This is a genomic window from Streptacidiphilus jeojiensis (assembly GCF_042510965.1).
Lineage (GTDB): Bacteria > Actinomycetota > Actinomycetes > Streptomycetales > Streptomycetaceae > Streptacidiphilus > Streptacidiphilus jeojiensis.
The window spans coordinates 1179318-1195469 of sequence record NZ_JBEUKS010000001.1 but is presented as its reverse complement, the minus strand read 5'-3'; the positions used below and the strand labels follow the sequence as shown (position 1 = coordinate 1195469).

The following is a 16152-nucleotide window of genomic DNA, read 5'->3' as shown; positions in this document are numbered from 1 at the left end:
TCCTCTCGCGACGGGTGTGGACCGGACGGTGTTGTTGCTAGTGGATGCGCGCCGGACTCCCGTGGTCCGCGCGCTCCCCGTCCTCCCAGCCCTCCCCGTCCTCACGGCCCTTCCCGTCCTCAGAGGCGTCGCGGTGCTCCGCCGCGGCGGCGCGGCGGGCCAGGCCCTCGCCCTCGATGTCCACCTTGGGCAGCATCCGGTCCAGCCAGCGCGGGATCCACCAGGCCTTCTGTCCGAGCAGCGCGAAGGCGGCGGGGACGATGGCCAGCCGGACCACGAAGGCGTCGAACAGGACGGCGATGGCCAGCCCGAACCCGATCATCTTGATCATGGCTTCGTCGGCGCCGATGAAGCCCGAGAACACCGCGATCATGATCAGTGCGGCGGCGACCACCACCCGGGTGCTGGTGCGCAGTCCGGCGACCACCGCGTCCTTGGGCTGTGCGCCGTGGACGTACGCCTCGCGCATCCGGGAGACCAGGAAGACCTCGTAGTCCATGGCCAGTCCGAAGACGATGCCCACCATGAAGATCGGCATCAGGCTCATGATCGGCCCGGTCTGATGGACCCCCAGCAGCTCGGCCAGCCAGCCCCACTGGAAGACCGCGACCACGGAGCCGAGCGCGGCCAGCACCGAGAGCAGGAAGCCGAGCGCGGCCTTGAGCGGTACCAGTACGGACCGGAAGACGATCATCAGCAGCAGGAAGGCCAGGCCCACCACGATGCCGAGGTAGGGGATCAGCGCGCCCTGGACCTTCTGGGCGCTGTCGATGTTGATGGCGGTGGTCCCGGTGACCTGGTAGGTCGCGCCGGTGCCGGTGGTGATCGAGGAGCGCTCGTCGCGCAGGGTGTGCACCAGGTTGGTGGTCCTGGTGTCGTTGGGGGCGGTGGCCGGGACGGCGGAGAAGACCGCGGTGTCACCGGCCTTGTTGAACCGCGCCGCCGAGACGGAGACGACGCCGTCGGTGGCGCTGATCTTCTGGGTGATGCCGGTGACGGCGGCCTTGGGGTCGGCGGCGCCCTTGGCGTCGACGACGATGGTCAGCGGGCCGTTGAAGCCGGCCCCGAAGGCCTTGGCCAGGTCGTCGTAGGCGCGGCGTTCGGTGGTCGAGGTCGGCTTGGCCTCGTCCCCGGAGGTGCCCAGGTGCAGCTGGGTCACCGGCACGGCGATCACGCCCAGGCCGACGACCGCCAGCAGCAGCACCGGCAGCGGCCGGCGCAGCACGAACGCACCCCAGCGGGCGCCGCCGTTGCGCCGCTGGGCGGGGTTCGTCGCACTATGCGCCGCGGGCACGCCCCGGCGCTTGGCCTTGCGTTCGGCCTTGCGAACGGCGCGCGGCTGGACCGCACGCTGCCAGAATCCCAGCAGCGCCGGGACCAGCGTCAGCGCGACCAGCACCGCGATGATCACCGTACCGGCGGCGGCCAGGCCCATCTTGGTCAGCGTCGGCACGCCGACCACCGACAGTCCGGCCAGCCCGATGACGACCGTCAGCCCGGCGAAGACCACCGACGATCCGGCGGTACCGACCGCCCGGGCCGTCGCCTCCTGCGGGGTGTGTCCGTTGCCGCGCTCCTCGCGGTAGCGGGAGATGATCAGGACGGCGTAGTCGATGCCGACGGCCAGGCCCAGCATCATGGCCAGGGTGGTGGTCGTGCTGGCCAGACCCAGCGTGCTGCCCAGGGCGGTGATCGCGGCGACGCCGACGCCCACGCTCACGATCGCGGTCAGCAGCGGCAGCCCGGCGGCCGCGACCGAGCCGAAGGTGACCAGCAGCACCACGGCCGCGACCATGATGCCGATCCCCTCGCTGGCACCGCCCGCGGCGGGCTGCGTGGCCAGTGCGGTGCCGCCGATCTCCACCGTCAGCCCGGCGTTGCGGGCCTGCTGGGCGGCGTCGGTCAGGGTGTTCTTGGTGCTGTCGGTGAGGTTCTTGGCGACCGCCTGGTAGGACACGGTCGAGTACGCCGTGGTGCCGTCCTTGCTCACCGCCTTGGCCTGGAAGGGGTTCACCGCGGTGGCGACCTGCGTGCCGCCGGCCACCTCGGCCACGGCCTTCTCGACCGCCGCCTTGTTGGCGCTCGCGGTGACCTTCTGCCCGGACGGGGCGACGAAGACGACCATGGCCGACGCACCGTCAGCCGTCGTTCCCGGGTAGCGCTGCGCCAGCAGGTCGAAGGCCTTCTGGGACTCGGTTCCGGGCATGGAGAAGCTGCTGTCGGGTGCGGCCGGCGCCAGGGCCGCACCGGCGCCGACAGCGCCGAGAACGGCCACCCAGAGCAGTGCGACGCACCAGCGCCAGCGGAAGGCCAGCCGGCCCAGTAGGTACAGGAAGGACGCCATGACAGGGTCTCCACATCTCTCTCGGATACCCGTCAAGGCTTCCGGGGGAGCACCCCCGTCGTCGTCGTGCGGCTGCCGACTGTTAGGCGTGGTTTGAATGCAGTACGGCGGCGGGTCGGTGCGGTGCGTCCGCAGGTGTGCGGAAGTGCGACATACGGCAGCGAGGGTCCGCCGACCGGCTCGGCGGACCCTCGGGGACATGCATACTGGCGGCCATGGAAAAGCCCACGGACCTGGTCGAGTACGAGACGATGCTGATGGGACGGCACGTCCACATGAGCAACCGGTCCAAGACCACCAGTGCCAACCTGGACCGCAGCGCCTACATCCTGCTCAGCCGCCTCCACATGGAGGGCCCGATGAGCATCGGCCAACTGAGTGAGGCCTTCGGCCTGGACGCCTCCACGCTCAACCGGCAGACCGCGGCGATGCTGCGCAACGGCCTGGTGGAGCGCATCCCGGACGCGGACGGGGGCATCGCCCGCAAGTTCAAGGTCACCGAGGAGGGCGCGCTGCGGCTGGAACTGGCACGCACCGAACTGGTGAGCGGCCTGGAGAAGGTCCTTGAAGGCTGGTCAGCCGCTGACGTGGCCGAGTTCGCCGCCTTCCTGAAGCGGTTCAACACGGACATCGAACGCCTGGACGGCCGGGTCTGGCCCCGGCCCTGACGCGGCGGTCGGCTCGGTGACGGCAACGAGCCGGATCAGTCCTCGAAGGTCACCACCACCTTCTCCGCCGCCCCCGGCGTCATGGTGAGCCGGAAGGCCTCCTCGACCTCGGCGAAGGGCACGCGGTGGCTGATCAGCTGGGCGAAGCGGTCCTGGTGCGCCACGATCTCCGCGGTGACCTCGAAGATCTCGGTGGGATAGCCCTGGGAGGCGATCAGGGTCAGCTCGCTCCTGAGCATCCCGCCGAGGTCGATGTCGTCGGACTTCTTCTGGACGGCGACCATGACCAGCTTCGCCTTCCACTTGGCCGAGGCCAGCACGGTGTTGAAGACGGCGGCGGCGCCGGCCGCGTCGATGTAGACGTCGGTGCCCGGGCGGGGCTGGCCCAGCGCGTTGGCGCTCTGGCCGTGCAGCTCGGTCAGCCGGGCGGTGACGTCCTCCTGGGAGGAGTCGATGACGGCGTCCGCGCCCACCGCGAGCGCCGTCTTCAACCGGTCGGGGATCACGTCGACGACGGTCACCTGGGCGACGCCGCGCAGCTTCAGCCAGATGGTGGCGCCGAGACCGATCGGCCCGGCCCCGAAGACCACGACCTTGTCGGTGGGCAGCGCCTCGGAGCGGTTGACGCAGTGGCGGGCCACCGCCATCGGCTCGTTGAGCGCGGCCACGTCGAAGGGCAGCGTGTCCGGGAACACCGCGACGCTCTCGCCGACCTCGGCGTTCTCGATCAGCAGGTACTCGCTCATGCCGCCCAGCGCGCCGCCGCAGCCGATGATCCCGCTGGGGGCGCCCTGCGGGTTGACCACCACCCGGTCGCCCACCGCCAGCCCGGTGACCTCGGCACCCACCTCGACCACCTCGCCGGCCGGCTCGTGCCCCAGGTGCAGCGACCGCATCTCGCCGTCCTGACCCGTCGGCATGCCGCCCATATGCAGGAAGAAGACATCGGTGCCGCAGATCCCGCAGGCGCGGATCCGCACCAGCGCGTCCGCCGGGCCGGGCACGGGCCGCTCGATCTCGACGACCTCGACGGCGCCGGCTGCGGCGGTCTGAACGGACTTCATTGTCGGCATGCGCTGACTCTCCTTCTGGACTGCTGGGATCCGTTTCCGGATACGGACCAGTCTCACCCGACGGAGCGGCTTCGGCGTCGTGCACCCGCCGCTACTTCCGCTACTGCGCACGCAGTACGTCCGGGGCAGCGCTGCCCGGTCGGTCAGCCCAGGTCGGTCAGCAGGGTGGTGAGTGCGGCCTCCTGTTTGGCGGCGGGCAGCGGCTTGTTGGGGTGGTCGATGCCGAAGGTCTTCAGGACCTGGTCCATCTGGGCGTCCAGAGAGGTCCAGCCGGTGTCGTCCAGTGACTGCAGCATGGGCTGGTCGGCGTCCCACAGGTCGCGCAGCGACTGGGCGGCGGTGTGGGCGCCGGCCGCGTTGCCCGCCTGGGCGTCGTGCAGCGAGGTGGACGCGAGGGCCTTGAGTGCGTCGACCTTTGAACCCGGGAAGTCCTTGACCGCCTGTCCGGGCGCCAGCTGCACCGTGGTGGTGGTGTCGGCTTCCGGGGCGGGGCCGGTGTGCGGCTGGTTGTGCGCCCACACCAGCAGGACGGTGGTGGCGGCGGCCAGCAGGCCGAAGCCCCCCAGTGCGAGGCGCTGCCTGCACAGGCCGGCCGCGGTGTGCGGGGCGTGGGCGGCCTCGTAGGTCTCGGTGACGTCCGAGCGGGTGACGGTCAGGTAGATCACGGTGGCCAGGATCAGGCCGAGGAAGATCAGGCTGGTGACGAAGGTGCCCAGGTCCAGGCCGGTCGGGTCGCCGGGGTTCTGTGCGGTCTTCGGCGAGGCCAGCCAGTCGCCGATGTTGGCGCCCAGTGGGCGGGTCAGGATGTAGGCGAGCCAGAACGACAGCACCGGGTTGGCCCCGGCCTTCCACAGCAGCGTGATCGCCGCGATCAGGCCCAGCGGCAGCAGCACCGACGCCCCGGGGCTCCAGCCGGTCAGCTCCAGGGTCCAGTCGCCGGTCGCGGTGCCCAGCGCGAAGGTGACCAGCACCGTGAGCCAGTAGAAGGCCTCGCGCGAGGACGTGGTGACCGAGTGGATCGACAAGGTGCGCTCGCGCAACCACCACACGCCGAACACCACGGCCAGCAGCACCGAGAACACCGCGGAGCTGATCCAAAGGGGCACGTTCAGCTGGTCGGTCAGGATGTCGGTGTACAGCGTGCCGGTGACGCTGACGACGACCACGGTGAGCCAGTACGGCAGCGGCACGTACCGCTTGAGCCGCAGCTGCACGGCCAGCACCACGGCCAGGACCACGGTGAAGATCCAGGCGGTGTTCACCAGGCCGACGCCCAGCGTCATGTTGATCCAGTCGGCGAAGCTCTCGCCCACCGTCGTGCAGAGGATCTTGATCACCCAGAACCAGATGGTGACCTCGGGAACCTTGTTGAGCAGGAGGCGCCCGCTGCGCGTGCGGGTCGGAGTTGTCGTTGTCATGGCAGGAGACTGCTGGGGCGAACCTGCACACAACCTGACTACGTCACCTGACTACGTCGCGGCCCGGGGCGCGGGGAAGAGCACCTCGACCCGGCCGTGGCCGACCGCGACCGCGCGGATCTCCACCCCCGCCGAGGCCGCGACGCGACGCGCCACGGCCAGGCCCAGGCCGTGTCCCGTGCCTGCGCTGACACCCGCTTCAAAGACCCGTTCGACCTCCTCCGCCGCGAATCCCGGGCCGTCGTCGAGGACCTCGGCCAGCACCACCCCGGCCTCGGTGCGGGCGGTGACGCGCACTCTCGCTCTGGCATGGCGCAGTCCGTTGTCCAGCAGCGGCGCCAGTACCGCCGTCACCACCTCCGCGGGCACCGCGACCTCGACGCCGGCGGCGACGTCGAGCTCCACGCCGCGGCCCGCGATCACCGCCCGCGCCGCGGCTGCCAGGTCGCAGCGGTCCCCGCCGCCGACGCGACGGCGGGCCGCACCGAGGATGGTGGTGATGGCCGAGTTGAGGCGCTCGACCTCGCGCAGCACCGCACCGGGGGGCAGCTGCTGCCCGGACAGCTGTGCCAGCTGCGCCTCGCCGCGCAGCACCGTCAGCGGGGTCCGCAGCTCGTGGGCGATCTCGTCGCTCAGCCGACGCTCCTCCTCCAGGACGTGGTCTATGCGGTCGAGCAGGCGGTCCAGGGTGCCGCCCAGCTCGCCGAACTCGTCGCGCGGCACGCCGAGGTCGAACCGCCGCCCGGGCTCGTGGTCGCCCCAGTCGTCGGCGAGTGCGGCCATCTCGTGCACCACCCGCAGCGAACGGCGCACCGCGAAGTCCGCCACCAGAGCCGCGAGCAGCACCGCGAGGGCGCCCAGTATCAGCGACGCCGTCAGGCTGTGCCGCTCCGACGTCTCATAGGGCATCAGGTCCACTCCCACGACCACCGTCGTCCGGTGGCCCGCTGTCGGGACCGGCCGAGCCAGCAGCAGGTGGCCCTGGACCACGGCGGTCCGCTCGGCCGGGGAGCCGGACAGCGCCTGGACCTGGTCGAGGAGCGCGGTCGGCACGAACCCGTCGACCAGTTGCCCGTCGGCGTACACCCATGCCACCGAGTCCAGCGCCTCGCTGCCGTTCTCCGTCATCACCACCCGGCCGCCCTCGACCGCGATGTTGGCGGCGGCGGCCTCCGCGCGGGTGCGCGCCATCGCGTGCGCGTCCGCGTCGGTGACCCGGCTGAGCAGGACGTGGGAGAGCACCACCAGGACCGCGACCACCGTGGTGGCGACCAGCACGGTGAGCGCCACGACCCTGGAGCGGAAGCTGGTCACTGCCACCGGTAGCCCACCCCGCGCACCGTCGCCAGCCGCTGCTCGGCGTCCAGGGCCGCGAGCTTGGTCCGCAGCCGGCGCACGAAGGAGTCCAGGGTGTTGTCACTGACTTGTGCGCCGTGCGGCCAGCCGGCGGCGACCAGCGCGTGACGGCGGACCGCGTCGCCACGCGCGGCCATCAGCCTGCCGAGCAGCCGGAACTCGGTGGGGGTGAGGTCCTCGCTGCCGGCGCCGCAGGTCACGGTGTGCTTGGCGGGGTCCAGCACCACGTCCTCGGTCGCGGCCGCGGTGGTGGTGCGGCGCAGCAACGCGCGCACCCGGACCAGTAGTTCGGGCAGGTCGAACGGCTTGGTGAGGTAGTCGTCGGCGCCGGCCTCGAAGCCGCCGACCTTGTGGTGCATGCCGTCCAGGGCGGTGAGCATCAGCACCGGTGCGTCGACGCCGCGCGCCCGCAGTGCCAGGCAGACGTCGCGCCCGTCGGCGTCGGGCAGGCCGAGGTCCAGGACGATCAGGTGCGGCGCCGGGTCCAGCTGCCGCAGCAGGCTCTCGGCGGTGGCCGCGGCCGCGATGGTGTGGCCGTCGTGTTCCAGGGCCCGCCTGAGCAGGTCGCGGACCGCCGCGTCGTCCTCGCACACCGCAATGAGAGCCATCCGCACAGCGTAGGTACTCACGCGTCGGCGAACCCAATCGCCGCCCCGGGGGTCGCACCGGGAGTGCGGCCGGAGGCGGTGGTCCCGGGGTCCCGGGCAGGGCGGTCGTGCGCGGCCCGGCCCGGGATCCGGCTGCGGTCAGACCGCGGACCAGCCGTTGTCGACCGGGAGGATGACGCCGTTGATGTTGCTGGCGGCGTCCGAGGCGAGGAAGAGGATGGCGGCGGCCTGCTCGGCGGCGTCCGCCGGCCGGCCGACGTTGCCCATGTAGGAGCCGAGGACGGCCGGGCCCTGGGCGCCGGCCTCGACGTCGACCTGGATGTTGGTGATGGTCCCGCCGGGGGCGATGGCGTTGGCGCGGATGCCCTTGTCCCGGTACATCACGGCGAGGGACTTGGTCAGCCCGGCGACCGCGTGCTTGGACGCGGTGTAGGCGGCGCCCGCCGCGCTGCCGCGCAGCGACGCCTCGGACGCGGTGTTGACGATGGCACCCCGGCCCGCGGCGAGCATGTGCGGGAGCGCGGCGCGGGTCAGCAGGAACGGCGCGGTCAGGTTGATCCGGATCACCCGCTCCCACTCGGCGTCGCTGGTCTCGCCGGCCGCCGACATCCGGTCCATGATCCCCGCGTTGTTGACCAGGACGTCCAGGCCGCCGAAGGCCGAAACGGCGGTGGCGACCACCTCGTCCACCACGCTCTGCTCGCTCAGGTCGCCGACCACCGCGCGGGCGGTGCCGCCGGCGGCCTCGATCTCGCTGACGACGGCCTTGGCGCCCTCTGCGTTGAGGTCGGCCACCAGGACCGAGGCCCCCTCGGCGGCGAACTTCAGGGCGGTGGCGCGGCCGATGCCCGAGCCCGCGCCGGTGACGACGACGCTCTTGCCGGTGAGGCCGGTGGTGCTGCTCATGGGTGCTCCCTGCTTCCTTGCTGGTGTGCTGCCTGCGACGTTATAGCTTTATGGCAGAAAGTGCCAGAAAGTCATTGCGTGACGAAAACCGCTAAGCTGAGCGGATGGATCAGCAGCCGGAGAAGCCGGCGGTACGGATGGGTCGGCCGCCGCTGACCGAGCGGCGCAAGGCCGCCACCCGGCTGGAGATCGCCCAGGAGGCCGTGCGGCTGTTCACGGCGAAGGGCGTCGCGGCCACCTCCGCCGAGGAGATCGCCCAGGCCGTCGGCATCTCCCAGCGCACGCTGTGGCGCTACTTCCCCACCAAGGAGCAGTTCGTCCAGCCGCTGCTCGCGGCCGGAATCGAGCAGACGGCGCAGCGGCTGCGGGAGTGGCGCCCCGGCACCCCGGTGCTCACCGGCGCGGACGCCGAACGTGCGGCCACGGCCACGCCCGAAGCGACTGCCGCGCTGCGTGGCCTGGTGCGGCTGACCAGGCACGAGGACGGGCTGCGCGCCGTCTGGCTGCAGGTGCACCACCAGGCCGAGGCCGTGTTCGCCGAGGCCGTCGCCGAGCGCGCCGGCCGCAGTCCGCAGGACCTGGAGTCCCGGGTGCAGGCCGCGATGATCAACTCCGCGCTGCGGGTCGCGGTGGAGGACTGGGCCTGGAACGGAACCGACGCCGGCCCCGAGGCACTGGTCGAAGCGACCGAGCGGGCCGTGCGGGTGGCGGCAGCGGGCTTCCCGCGCTGATCGGCCCCGGGGCGCCCGCGCTGAGCGGACCGGTCCGCGCGCCCGCCCGCCCGCCGACTGCCGCCGGTCGGGAATCCGGATGGCCCAGCGCCGACGAACCGCGATCCTCCTCGAACGCGACCCCCTGCACCCGCACCTGCGAACCTCCGTCCGCCTGCGGGGGACCTCGCGGAGGGACATCTGCGCAGGCGACAGGCTCAGCCCTGAACTTACGGTGCTCTTGATCAGTCGGAGTGCCGCCAGGGGCATGACGACAGGGGCGGTGTCCTGACGGTCCTGGTGAGGTAACCGAGCTCGGACAGGAGCCCGCTGTGGCCACGTTCCTCTATCGACTGGGTTGTGGGCCGCGCTGGGCTGCGTGGTCGCCGTGTTCCAGAAGGGCTGGGGTGCCAGTCTGCTCGGGGTCACCACGACCGGTCCGATCATGAGCCTGATGCCGATCTTCCTGGTGGGGATCGTCTTCGGGCTCGCCATGGACTACGAGGTGTTCCTGGTCTCCCGGATCCGCGAGGCCTACGTCCAACCGGACCCGGACCGGGCATGACCGAACGCACAGGGAGTGTGTCCAACCGGGCCTCGTTGCTGTGGACGGCCGGGATCACCGTACTCGTCCTGGGCACGGGCCCGCTGCTGTCCAGCGCACCGGAGCTGGCGGGCTTCCTGGTGTTCCTCCCCGCGACGATCGCGGCCGTGGGCACGGTACGGCAGACCGTGTGGGTGTCCGCCTGGATCGTGCTGGCTACGGCAGGGGCACTCCTGCAGCAGCCGGCCTCGCATCTGGCCGTGGACATCGCGCTGGTGGTGTTCAGCGTCGCCTTCGGCGCCCTGGCCGTCTACCTCTGCCACTGGCGGATCTCGCGCACCGAGCAGACCACCAGGCTCCGGTCCGCCGCGACCGCGATGCAGCGGCAGCTGCTGCGGCCGCTTCCGCAGGTCACCCATGAGGTGCTGGTGGCCGGCGTCTACGATCCGCTCCAGGAGGAGAGCCTGGTCGGCGGTGACATCTACGACGTGATCGAGACCGCCTACGGCACCCGGGTGCTGCTGGCGGACGTGCAGGGCAAGGGCCTGCCCGCGTTGGGCACCGCCTTCGCCGTCATCGGTGCGTTCCGGGAGGCGGCACACCGCGAACCGACGCTCACCGGCGTCGTCGAAGCGCTGGAACACGCCGTCGTGCGGCAGAACCACTACGCCGGCGAGGCCGGCGAGCCCGAGCGCTTCGTCACGGCACTCGTCCTGGGCCTGGACGCGGATCCTGAGGCCCAGGTGGTCAACTGCGGCCACCCACTGCCCTACATCCTCGGCCCCCGAGGCGTCAGCCGCCTGCAACTGCAGGGCGCGCACGTTCCCTTGGGGCTGGGAGCGCTGGTTGCCGACGTGCGCACAGTGGACTGGTTCGACCTCGCCGCCGACGAGACACTCCTGCTCTACACCGACGGCCTGATCGAGAGCCGCGACCGGGAAGGATCCTTCTTCCCGCTGGAGGAACGACTACAGGAGATCGGTGAGGTGACCCCTAGTCAACTCGCCGACCTGCTACGGGTGCAGGTCCGAGCATTCACCGGAGGCCGGCAGCAGGACGACATCGCGGTGCTGGCACTGCGCCGGGCATCACTCGCACAACGAACCGCATGAGCAGACCGCAAGGACGGCCTGCGATCTCCCTTACACGCGATCGTGGCGGAAGGCGGTCGGCGTCTGTCCGGTGTAGGCGTGGAAGGCCCGACTGAATGCGCTGGCGCTGTCGAAGCCGACGGCTGTGGCGACCGCGAGGACGGTGCTGTCCTGCCGGACCAGCAGCGTCATGGCGTGCAACAGTCGGCTGTGCAGCAGGTACTGGCGCCACGTCATGCCGGTTGCGGCGCCGAAGCGGCGGCGCAGGGTGCGCTCGGAGGTGGCGACCGCGCGGCAGACCGCGGCGATCGAGACATCGGCCAGGTGGGTGTCGGTGTAGCGCATGACGTCCGTGATCAGCGGGTCGTGACTGACCGGCAGGTGGAACGGCAGCTCGCGGTCCAGCCGTTCCAGGACCAGGTCGGCCAGTGCGCCGAAGTAGGAGTCGGCCACGGCGTCGCTGTCCGGCCGGCCGATCGGCCAGCGCGCGGCGTAGATGATCATCTCGCGCAGGACCGGTTCCACCGGCAGGACCCGGACGCGGCTCGCGCTGTCGCGCACCAGGGCGGGATCGAAGAACACCGAGACGGTCCTCGCCCTGTCGAAGGTACTCACATGGGCCAGCCCGGCCGGGATCCACGCGGCCTGCAGCGACGGCAGCCGGTAGCGGGCCGCAGCGGTCCGTACCTCGACGACGCCCTCGAAGGCGTACTCGAGCTGGTGCAGGTCATGGCGGTGCCAAGGGGCGACCGGATGGGTGCCCTCATAGCTGTACGACCCGGCGACGATACCGGGCGCGCCCGCTCCGGGCACTCCCGCCTGGCCGCGCAGGACCACCATCCGGGCATTGGCCGCTGACGGCGGTTCATCGGCCGTTCGCGCAAAGCCGGTCATGCACAAGGACAGTACTAATGGGACCCATGAATCAGCCTCATCTGACCCATCTCGCCAGCCCTGCTTGGGCCCTGACGCTGCGTACCGAACTGCTGCCCTGGCTGGAGCAGGCGGCCGACCTCGGCGAGGACGTGCTGGAGATCGGCCCCGGCCCCGGACTCACCACGGACCTGCTGCTGGAACTGACCACCCGGGTCACCGCGATCGAGATCGATCCGGACCTGGCCGCCCAGCTGCGCACCCGACTGGCCGACAGCCGCGCCGAGGTCATCCACGGCGACGTCACCGCACTGGAGTTGGCAGCGAACCGGTTCTCCGCGGCGACCTGCTTCTCGATGCTGCACCATATGGACTCGCCGCAGGCGCAGGACCAGCTGTTCGCACGGTTGCACCACCTCCTCCGTCCTGGGGCGCCACTGCTGGGAATCGACTCGGTCGACAGTGAGCGGATCCGGCGCGCCCACATCGACGACACCTACGTCCTGGTGGACCCGGCCACCCTTGACCAGCGCCTGCGGACGGCGGGATTCACGGACATCACCGTGGCCGGGCACAACGACTACCTGTTCCGCTTCAGCGCGAGGAAGCCCTAGGGCTACTCGTCCGTCGGAAGACCGGTGAGCGCGGCGGATCGCTCCCACCGGCGGCGGGCCAGGTCGGGGTCGGTGTTCGGCGCGAACGGCCCGACCGCCGCTGTCAGCCGTCGACCGCGCGGAGGACGGCTTCGGCCATGCCGCGTTCGCCGCGCTCGTTGGGGTGGACCGGGGCGGCAGGGGCGAGCGGGAGGAAGGGCTCGATCCAGCGGCTCTTCGGTGCGGAGCAGGCGTCGTGGCCGACAGAGGGGGTGTAGGTGTCGACGTATCCGGCTCCGACGGCTTGTGCGCGCTGCTTGAGTGTGGTGTTGAGCTGCTGCACCTCCTGGTTCAGGAAGGTGACGTCGCCGGGGGCGAGGCCCATGTCGAGGCCGCAGTCGCTGCCCTGCGACGGCAGGATCGCCGGGTAGCCCACGATGTAGACCCGGGCCTGCGGGGCACGCTGCTTGACCTCCTTGAGCGCGTCGGCGAGCCGTGCGCCTGCGGTCAGGATCCGCTGCTGTATCTGGTCCGTGCCGCCCGAGACGTATTTTCCGCGGCAGGGTGCCTTACTCCCGGTGTACTTGCCGCTGCCGGTGGCGTAGTAGACGATCCCCGACTTGGTGCACTGCTCGACCAGATCGCTGAAGCCGATGTCGTTGCCGCCGATGCCGATGGTCACCAGGCGGGTGCCGGAGGACAGCGCGGACAGCTGCGCGGGGTTGGTCCCGTCGTCGGTGGACTGGGCGCCGGAGAGGTCGCCGATGGTGGCGCCGCTGCAGCTCATGTCGCGGAAGTCGGTGGCCTTGATGCCCAGGCTCTCAGCGACCAGCGACGGGTAGTTGCGGTCGGAGCGCTGGCATCCGGTGGGTGTGCCGGTCCGGTCGGGGATTCCCGGGCCGGACGTGTAGGAGTCGCCCAGCGCGACGTAGCCGCCCTTGGCGGACGGCGGGGCGGATGGACTGCCCACCGACCCGGCGGCCGCAGTCGCGTTGACGGTCACTGTCGTCGGGCTCGATGCATAGTCCCCGCCCCGCCCGCAGGCGACCGCGGTGACCAGGACGCCGCCTGCGGTCACCACGGCCAGGCCGGCTCGTGCGTAAGCCTTCAGGAAGAGGAACCGGAGCACGGGCCTGGACGAGGGCAGGGACTGCATGAGGGGTCATCCTTCTGACGGTGCGACGGGTATGGCGAACTTCCGAGGTCCACGATCCCTTCGCCCGCCCGCCGCCACGAGGTGGCCCACCCCCCGAACGGTGGTGTAGCTCGCTACACCACGCGCCCCGCGTCAGACGGTCCCGCCCCGGGGGCGATCCGCCGGAGTTGAGTGGCGATCAGGGTGTAGATCTCTCTGGCTCTCTCGTCGTTTCTGACGTCGTAGCCGTGGTCGGCTCCGGTCACGTTGTGGAGTTGGAGCAGTGCCCCGGCCGTGCGTAGGCGTTCGGCGTAGCGTTCGGCTTCCGGGCGGAGCAGGTCGAGTTCGGCGGTGATGACCAGGGCCGGGGCGATGCCGGTGAGGTCGGCGGTGTCTGTCGGGTGGGCGGGGGAGGCCAGGCGGTCGGTGCGGTGCTGCGGGTTCGGGATGTAGGAGTTGTTGAAGATCTCGGCCATCCACGGCCGCAGTTCGGAGCCCTTGATCGGTGTGCCCTTGTCCTTGAAGCCGGTGGCCAGGTCGAGCGGTGGGTAGTGCAGGACCTGGAGGGCGATGGCGGGGCCGCCCTGCTCCAGGGCCTGCCGGGCCACGGCCGCGGCGAGGCCGCCGCCCGCGCTCTGGCCGCCGATGGAGAGCCTGGCGCCGTCCCAGCCGTGCTCGGCACCGTGCTCGGCGACCCACCGCACCACCTCGAAGGCCTGGCGGGGCGGTGCGGGGAAGCGGTGCTGCGGGGCGAGCACGTAGTCGACATTGACCACGACGACTCCCGCCTCGGCGGCGAGGCAGCGGCAGAGCGGGTCGTCGAGCTGTGTCAGCGGCAGGACGTAGCCGCCGCCGTGGAAGTTGACGTGCACCGGGGGCAGCTCGTCGCCGTCCGCGGGGGAGTAGACCACGGCGCGCGCGGGTCCGATCGAGGTGGGGATCGTCAGCTCGCGGGTGTTGCCCGGGAACTCCGGGAAGCGCACCGGTGAGCTGCGGCGCTCGCTCAGCCGGACCAGACGCTGAAAGCCCTTCGCGGCCAGGGCGGCGACCGCGGGCCTTGCCAGAACGGACATACGGCGGCTCCCTCTTGCCTCTGCCTACTTCTTCAGGCGTTCCGCGGCCAGTTGCCGCAGCTCGCTGGACTTGATCTTGGCGTTTCCGGTGAGCGCTATCTCGTCCTCGCGGAAGAACAGGACGTGGCGGGGCACCTTGTAGCTCGCCAGCCGCTCCCGCAGGAAGGTACGGATCGTCTCGGCATCGAGGTCCACGCCCTGCTGCGGCACGATACAGGCGACCACGACCTCGCCGAGGGTCTCGTGCGGCACGCCGACGGTCTGCGCCACCCTGACCCCGGGACAGCCGGTCAGCGCCTCGTCCACCTCCAGCGGGGAGACGTTGGCGCCGCCGGTCTTGATGATGTCGGTGAGCCGGCCCTCCCAGTGCAGCAGGCCGCCGTCGTCGAGACGGCCGCCGTCACCCGTGCGGAAGAAGCCCTCGGCGTCGAGCGTCTCGTCCAGCGGGGTGCCGAGGTAGCCCAGCATCAGCGTGGGGCCCTTGACGCAGATCTCGCCGCGTTCGCCCCGTGGCAGGACGCTACCGGTGAGCGGGTCGACGATCTTGACGGTCACTCCCGGCAGCGCCTCGCCGCTGCTGCCGCGGTGCACCTCGGGCGGGGTGTTGGCGGGGAAGCAGGTGGTGATGGTGAAGGTCTCGGTGTTGCCGTAGGCGTGGCCGGGCTCGAACCACCTGGCCGACACCGTGGGGTGGCCCGCGATCGGGGTGTTGAAGTCCACGAACCGCATGCTGCTCAGATCCGTCTCGGACCACCGGGGCGAGCCTTCCAACTGCGCCCACTGGTGCGGCCAGGCGAACGGGAAGGTGACCCGTTCCGCCTGCATCAGCTCCAGTGCCCCGGCGGCGGCGAAGGTCGGTTGCAGGATTAGGGCGCCGCCGGCGGCGAGGGTCGCGCCGAGCGCCATGGCGAAGTTGCCGGACCAGAACAGGCCGTTGGCCGTCCAGCAGCGGACCCGGTCCTGCGGACCGAAGCCGTACATCCGCCGGCAGCGCCACATCTGGATGGTGACGCCACGGTGCGCGCTGAGGATGCCCTTGGGCCTGCTGGTGGAGCCGGAGGAGAAGAACAGCACGGCCGGGTCGCTGGGCCGCACCGCGGTCGCGGTCGCCTCGACCAGCTCGCGCGGCTCCTGCTGACCGTGCGTCAGGAAGCCGTCCCAGGGCTCCAGTGCGCCGCCGGGCACCGGCTCTCCGAGCACGGCGAGACGGCGCAGGAACGGGAAGCGCACCGACCGGAGCGTGCCGGGCGCGGACCGGCCGATCGCGGGCTCCAGCTCGGTCAGCACGGCGGCGAAGTCCTTGGTCAGCACTGTGCGCTCGAACAGCAGCACCGAGATGCCGGAGGCCTGCAGCATGTGGTCCAGCTCCGGGCCGGTGGAGAAGGTGCTGAGGGTGACCGCCACGCCTCCGGCGAGCGAGATCCCGAAGACCGCCGCGATCCATTCGGGCCGGTTGGTCATCAGCACGCCGACCCGGCCGCCCCGGTCAAGTCCGCCCGCGCGCAGCGCCCGGGCCACCTCGACCGAGCGCTCCCGGAGGTCGGCGTAGGTCCACCGGGTGACGCCGTCAGGCGTGCGCAGCACCACCGCCTCGCGCTCGCCGTAGAGCGCGGTGACCTGGTCCAGGAAGCCGGGCAGCGTCAGCGCGCCGAGGCCCGGTTCGGCGTCGAGCGGCGGGCCCGACACCAGTGAGAGGGAACGTTCGGATCCGGCGCCCATCGCCGACCACCTCCTTCGCGTCTCGCGGCCGGGGTGTCCCC

At 71.3% G+C, this 16152-nt stretch carries 14 protein-coding genes and 1 pseudogene; 5 read left to right on the top strand and 10 right to left on the bottom strand.

The window, feature by feature from the left end; genetic code table 11:
• Window positions 1-37: 37 nt before the first annotated feature.
• Window positions 38-2344 (bottom strand): MMPL family transporter, encoded by a 2307-nt coding sequence (locus ABUW04_RS05455; RefSeq protein WP_380563213.1) that lies wholly within the window; start codon window positions 2342-2344, stop codon window positions 38-40.
• A gap of 215 nt (window positions 2345-2559) precedes the next feature.
• On the opposite strand from ABUW04_RS05455, the gene ABUW04_RS05450 reads away from it, so the two are divergent.
• The gene (locus tag ABUW04_RS05450) at window positions 2560-3012 is read left to right on the top strand and encodes a MarR family winged helix-turn-helix transcriptional regulator (RefSeq protein WP_030253291.1); all 453 of its coding nucleotides are present in this window, start codon (window positions 2560-2562) and stop codon (window positions 3010-3012) included.
• Between the two features lie 35 nt (window positions 3013-3047).
• Here the strand turns inward: ABUW04_RS05450 and ABUW04_RS05445 are convergent, their stop codons facing one another.
• The 5 genes from ABUW04_RS05445 to ABUW04_RS05425 form a co-directional block, all read right to left on the bottom strand.
• Window positions 3048-4085, bottom strand: coding sequence for a zinc-dependent alcohol dehydrogenase (locus tag ABUW04_RS05445; protein ID WP_380563211.1), 1038 nt, complete (start codon window positions 4083-4085; stop codon window positions 3048-3050).
• A 143-nt stretch (window positions 4086-4228) separates the two neighbouring features.
• Entirely contained in the window at window positions 4229-5503 is a 1275-nt protein-coding gene (locus ABUW04_RS05440) for a COG4705 family protein (protein ID WP_380563209.1), read from the bottom strand.
• 51 nt (window positions 5504-5554) lie between these two features.
• On the bottom strand, window positions 5555-6823 hold the full coding sequence (locus ABUW04_RS05435; RefSeq protein WP_380563207.1) for a sensor histidine kinase: 1269 nt from the start codon (window positions 6821-6823) through the stop codon (window positions 5555-5557).
• Window positions 6814-7467 (bottom strand): response regulator transcription factor, encoded by a 654-nt coding sequence (locus ABUW04_RS05430; protein WP_380563205.1) that lies wholly within the window; start codon window positions 7465-7467, stop codon window positions 6814-6816. Before ABUW04_RS05430 ends, ABUW04_RS05435 begins: the two co-directional genes overlap by 10 nt.
• Window positions 7468-7605: 138 nt before the next feature.
• Complete coding sequence (locus ABUW04_RS05425; RefSeq protein WP_380563203.1) at window positions 7606-8373, bottom strand: SDR family NAD(P)-dependent oxidoreductase; 768 nt, start codon at window positions 8371-8373, stop codon at window positions 7606-7608.
• Window positions 8374-8477: 104 nt separating this feature from the next.
• Between ABUW04_RS05425 and ABUW04_RS05420 the strand changes: the two genes are divergently transcribed.
• The 3 genes and pseudogenes from ABUW04_RS05420 to ABUW04_RS05410 all read left to right on the top strand — a co-directional run bounded on the left by ABUW04_RS05420 (window position 8478) and on the right by ABUW04_RS05410 (window position 10739).
• Window positions 8478-9104, top strand: coding sequence for a TetR/AcrR family transcriptional regulator (locus ABUW04_RS05420; protein ID WP_030253280.1), 627 nt, complete (start codon window positions 8478-8480; stop codon window positions 9102-9104).
• A 343-nt stretch (window positions 9105-9447) separates the two neighbouring features.
• A pseudogene (locus tag ABUW04_RS05415) lies at window positions 9448-9645 on the top strand (MMPL family transporter); the annotation flags it as partial.
• Window positions 9645-10739 carry a PP2C family protein-serine/threonine phosphatase gene (locus ABUW04_RS05410; protein ID WP_084714015.1) on the top strand — a complete coding sequence of 365 codons (1095 nt, stop codon included), beginning with the start codon at window positions 9645-9647 and terminating at the stop codon, window positions 10737-10739. The pseudogene ABUW04_RS05415 and the gene ABUW04_RS05410, both read left to right, overlap by 1 nt.
• Window positions 10740-10769: 30 nt before the next feature.
• Here ABUW04_RS05410 and ABUW04_RS05405 read toward each other — a convergent pair whose 3' ends face one another.
• Entirely contained in the window at window positions 10770-11612 is an 843-nt protein-coding gene (locus tag ABUW04_RS05405) for a helix-turn-helix transcriptional regulator (RefSeq protein ID WP_380563201.1), read from the bottom strand.
• 26 nt (window positions 11613-11638) lie between these two features.
• Here ABUW04_RS05405 and ABUW04_RS05400 point away from each other — a divergent pair, with 26 nt between their 5' ends.
• Window positions 11639-12205: a class I SAM-dependent methyltransferase gene (locus ABUW04_RS05400; RefSeq protein ID WP_380563199.1), complete on the top strand. Its 567-nt coding sequence runs from the start codon at window positions 11639-11641 to the stop codon at window positions 12203-12205.
• 103 nt (window positions 12206-12308) lie between these two features.
• On the opposite strand, the gene ABUW04_RS05395 is transcribed toward ABUW04_RS05400, so the two are convergent.
• The 3 genes from ABUW04_RS05395 to ABUW04_RS05385 form a co-directional block, all read right to left on the bottom strand.
• Entirely contained in the window at window positions 12309-13340 is a 1032-nt protein-coding gene (locus tag ABUW04_RS05395) for an SGNH/GDSL hydrolase family protein (RefSeq protein WP_380563197.1), read from the bottom strand.
• Between the two features lie 113 nt (window positions 13341-13453).
• Entirely contained in the window at window positions 13454-14392 is a 939-nt protein-coding gene (locus ABUW04_RS05390; RefSeq protein WP_380563195.1) for an alpha/beta hydrolase fold domain-containing protein, read from the bottom strand.
• 24 nt (window positions 14393-14416) lie between these two features.
• Window positions 14417-16111, bottom strand: a complete 1695-nt coding sequence (locus tag ABUW04_RS05385) for a class I adenylate-forming enzyme family protein (protein ID WP_380563193.1) — start codon at window positions 16109-16111, stop codon at window positions 14417-14419.
• Window positions 16112-16152 lie beyond the last annotated feature (41 nt).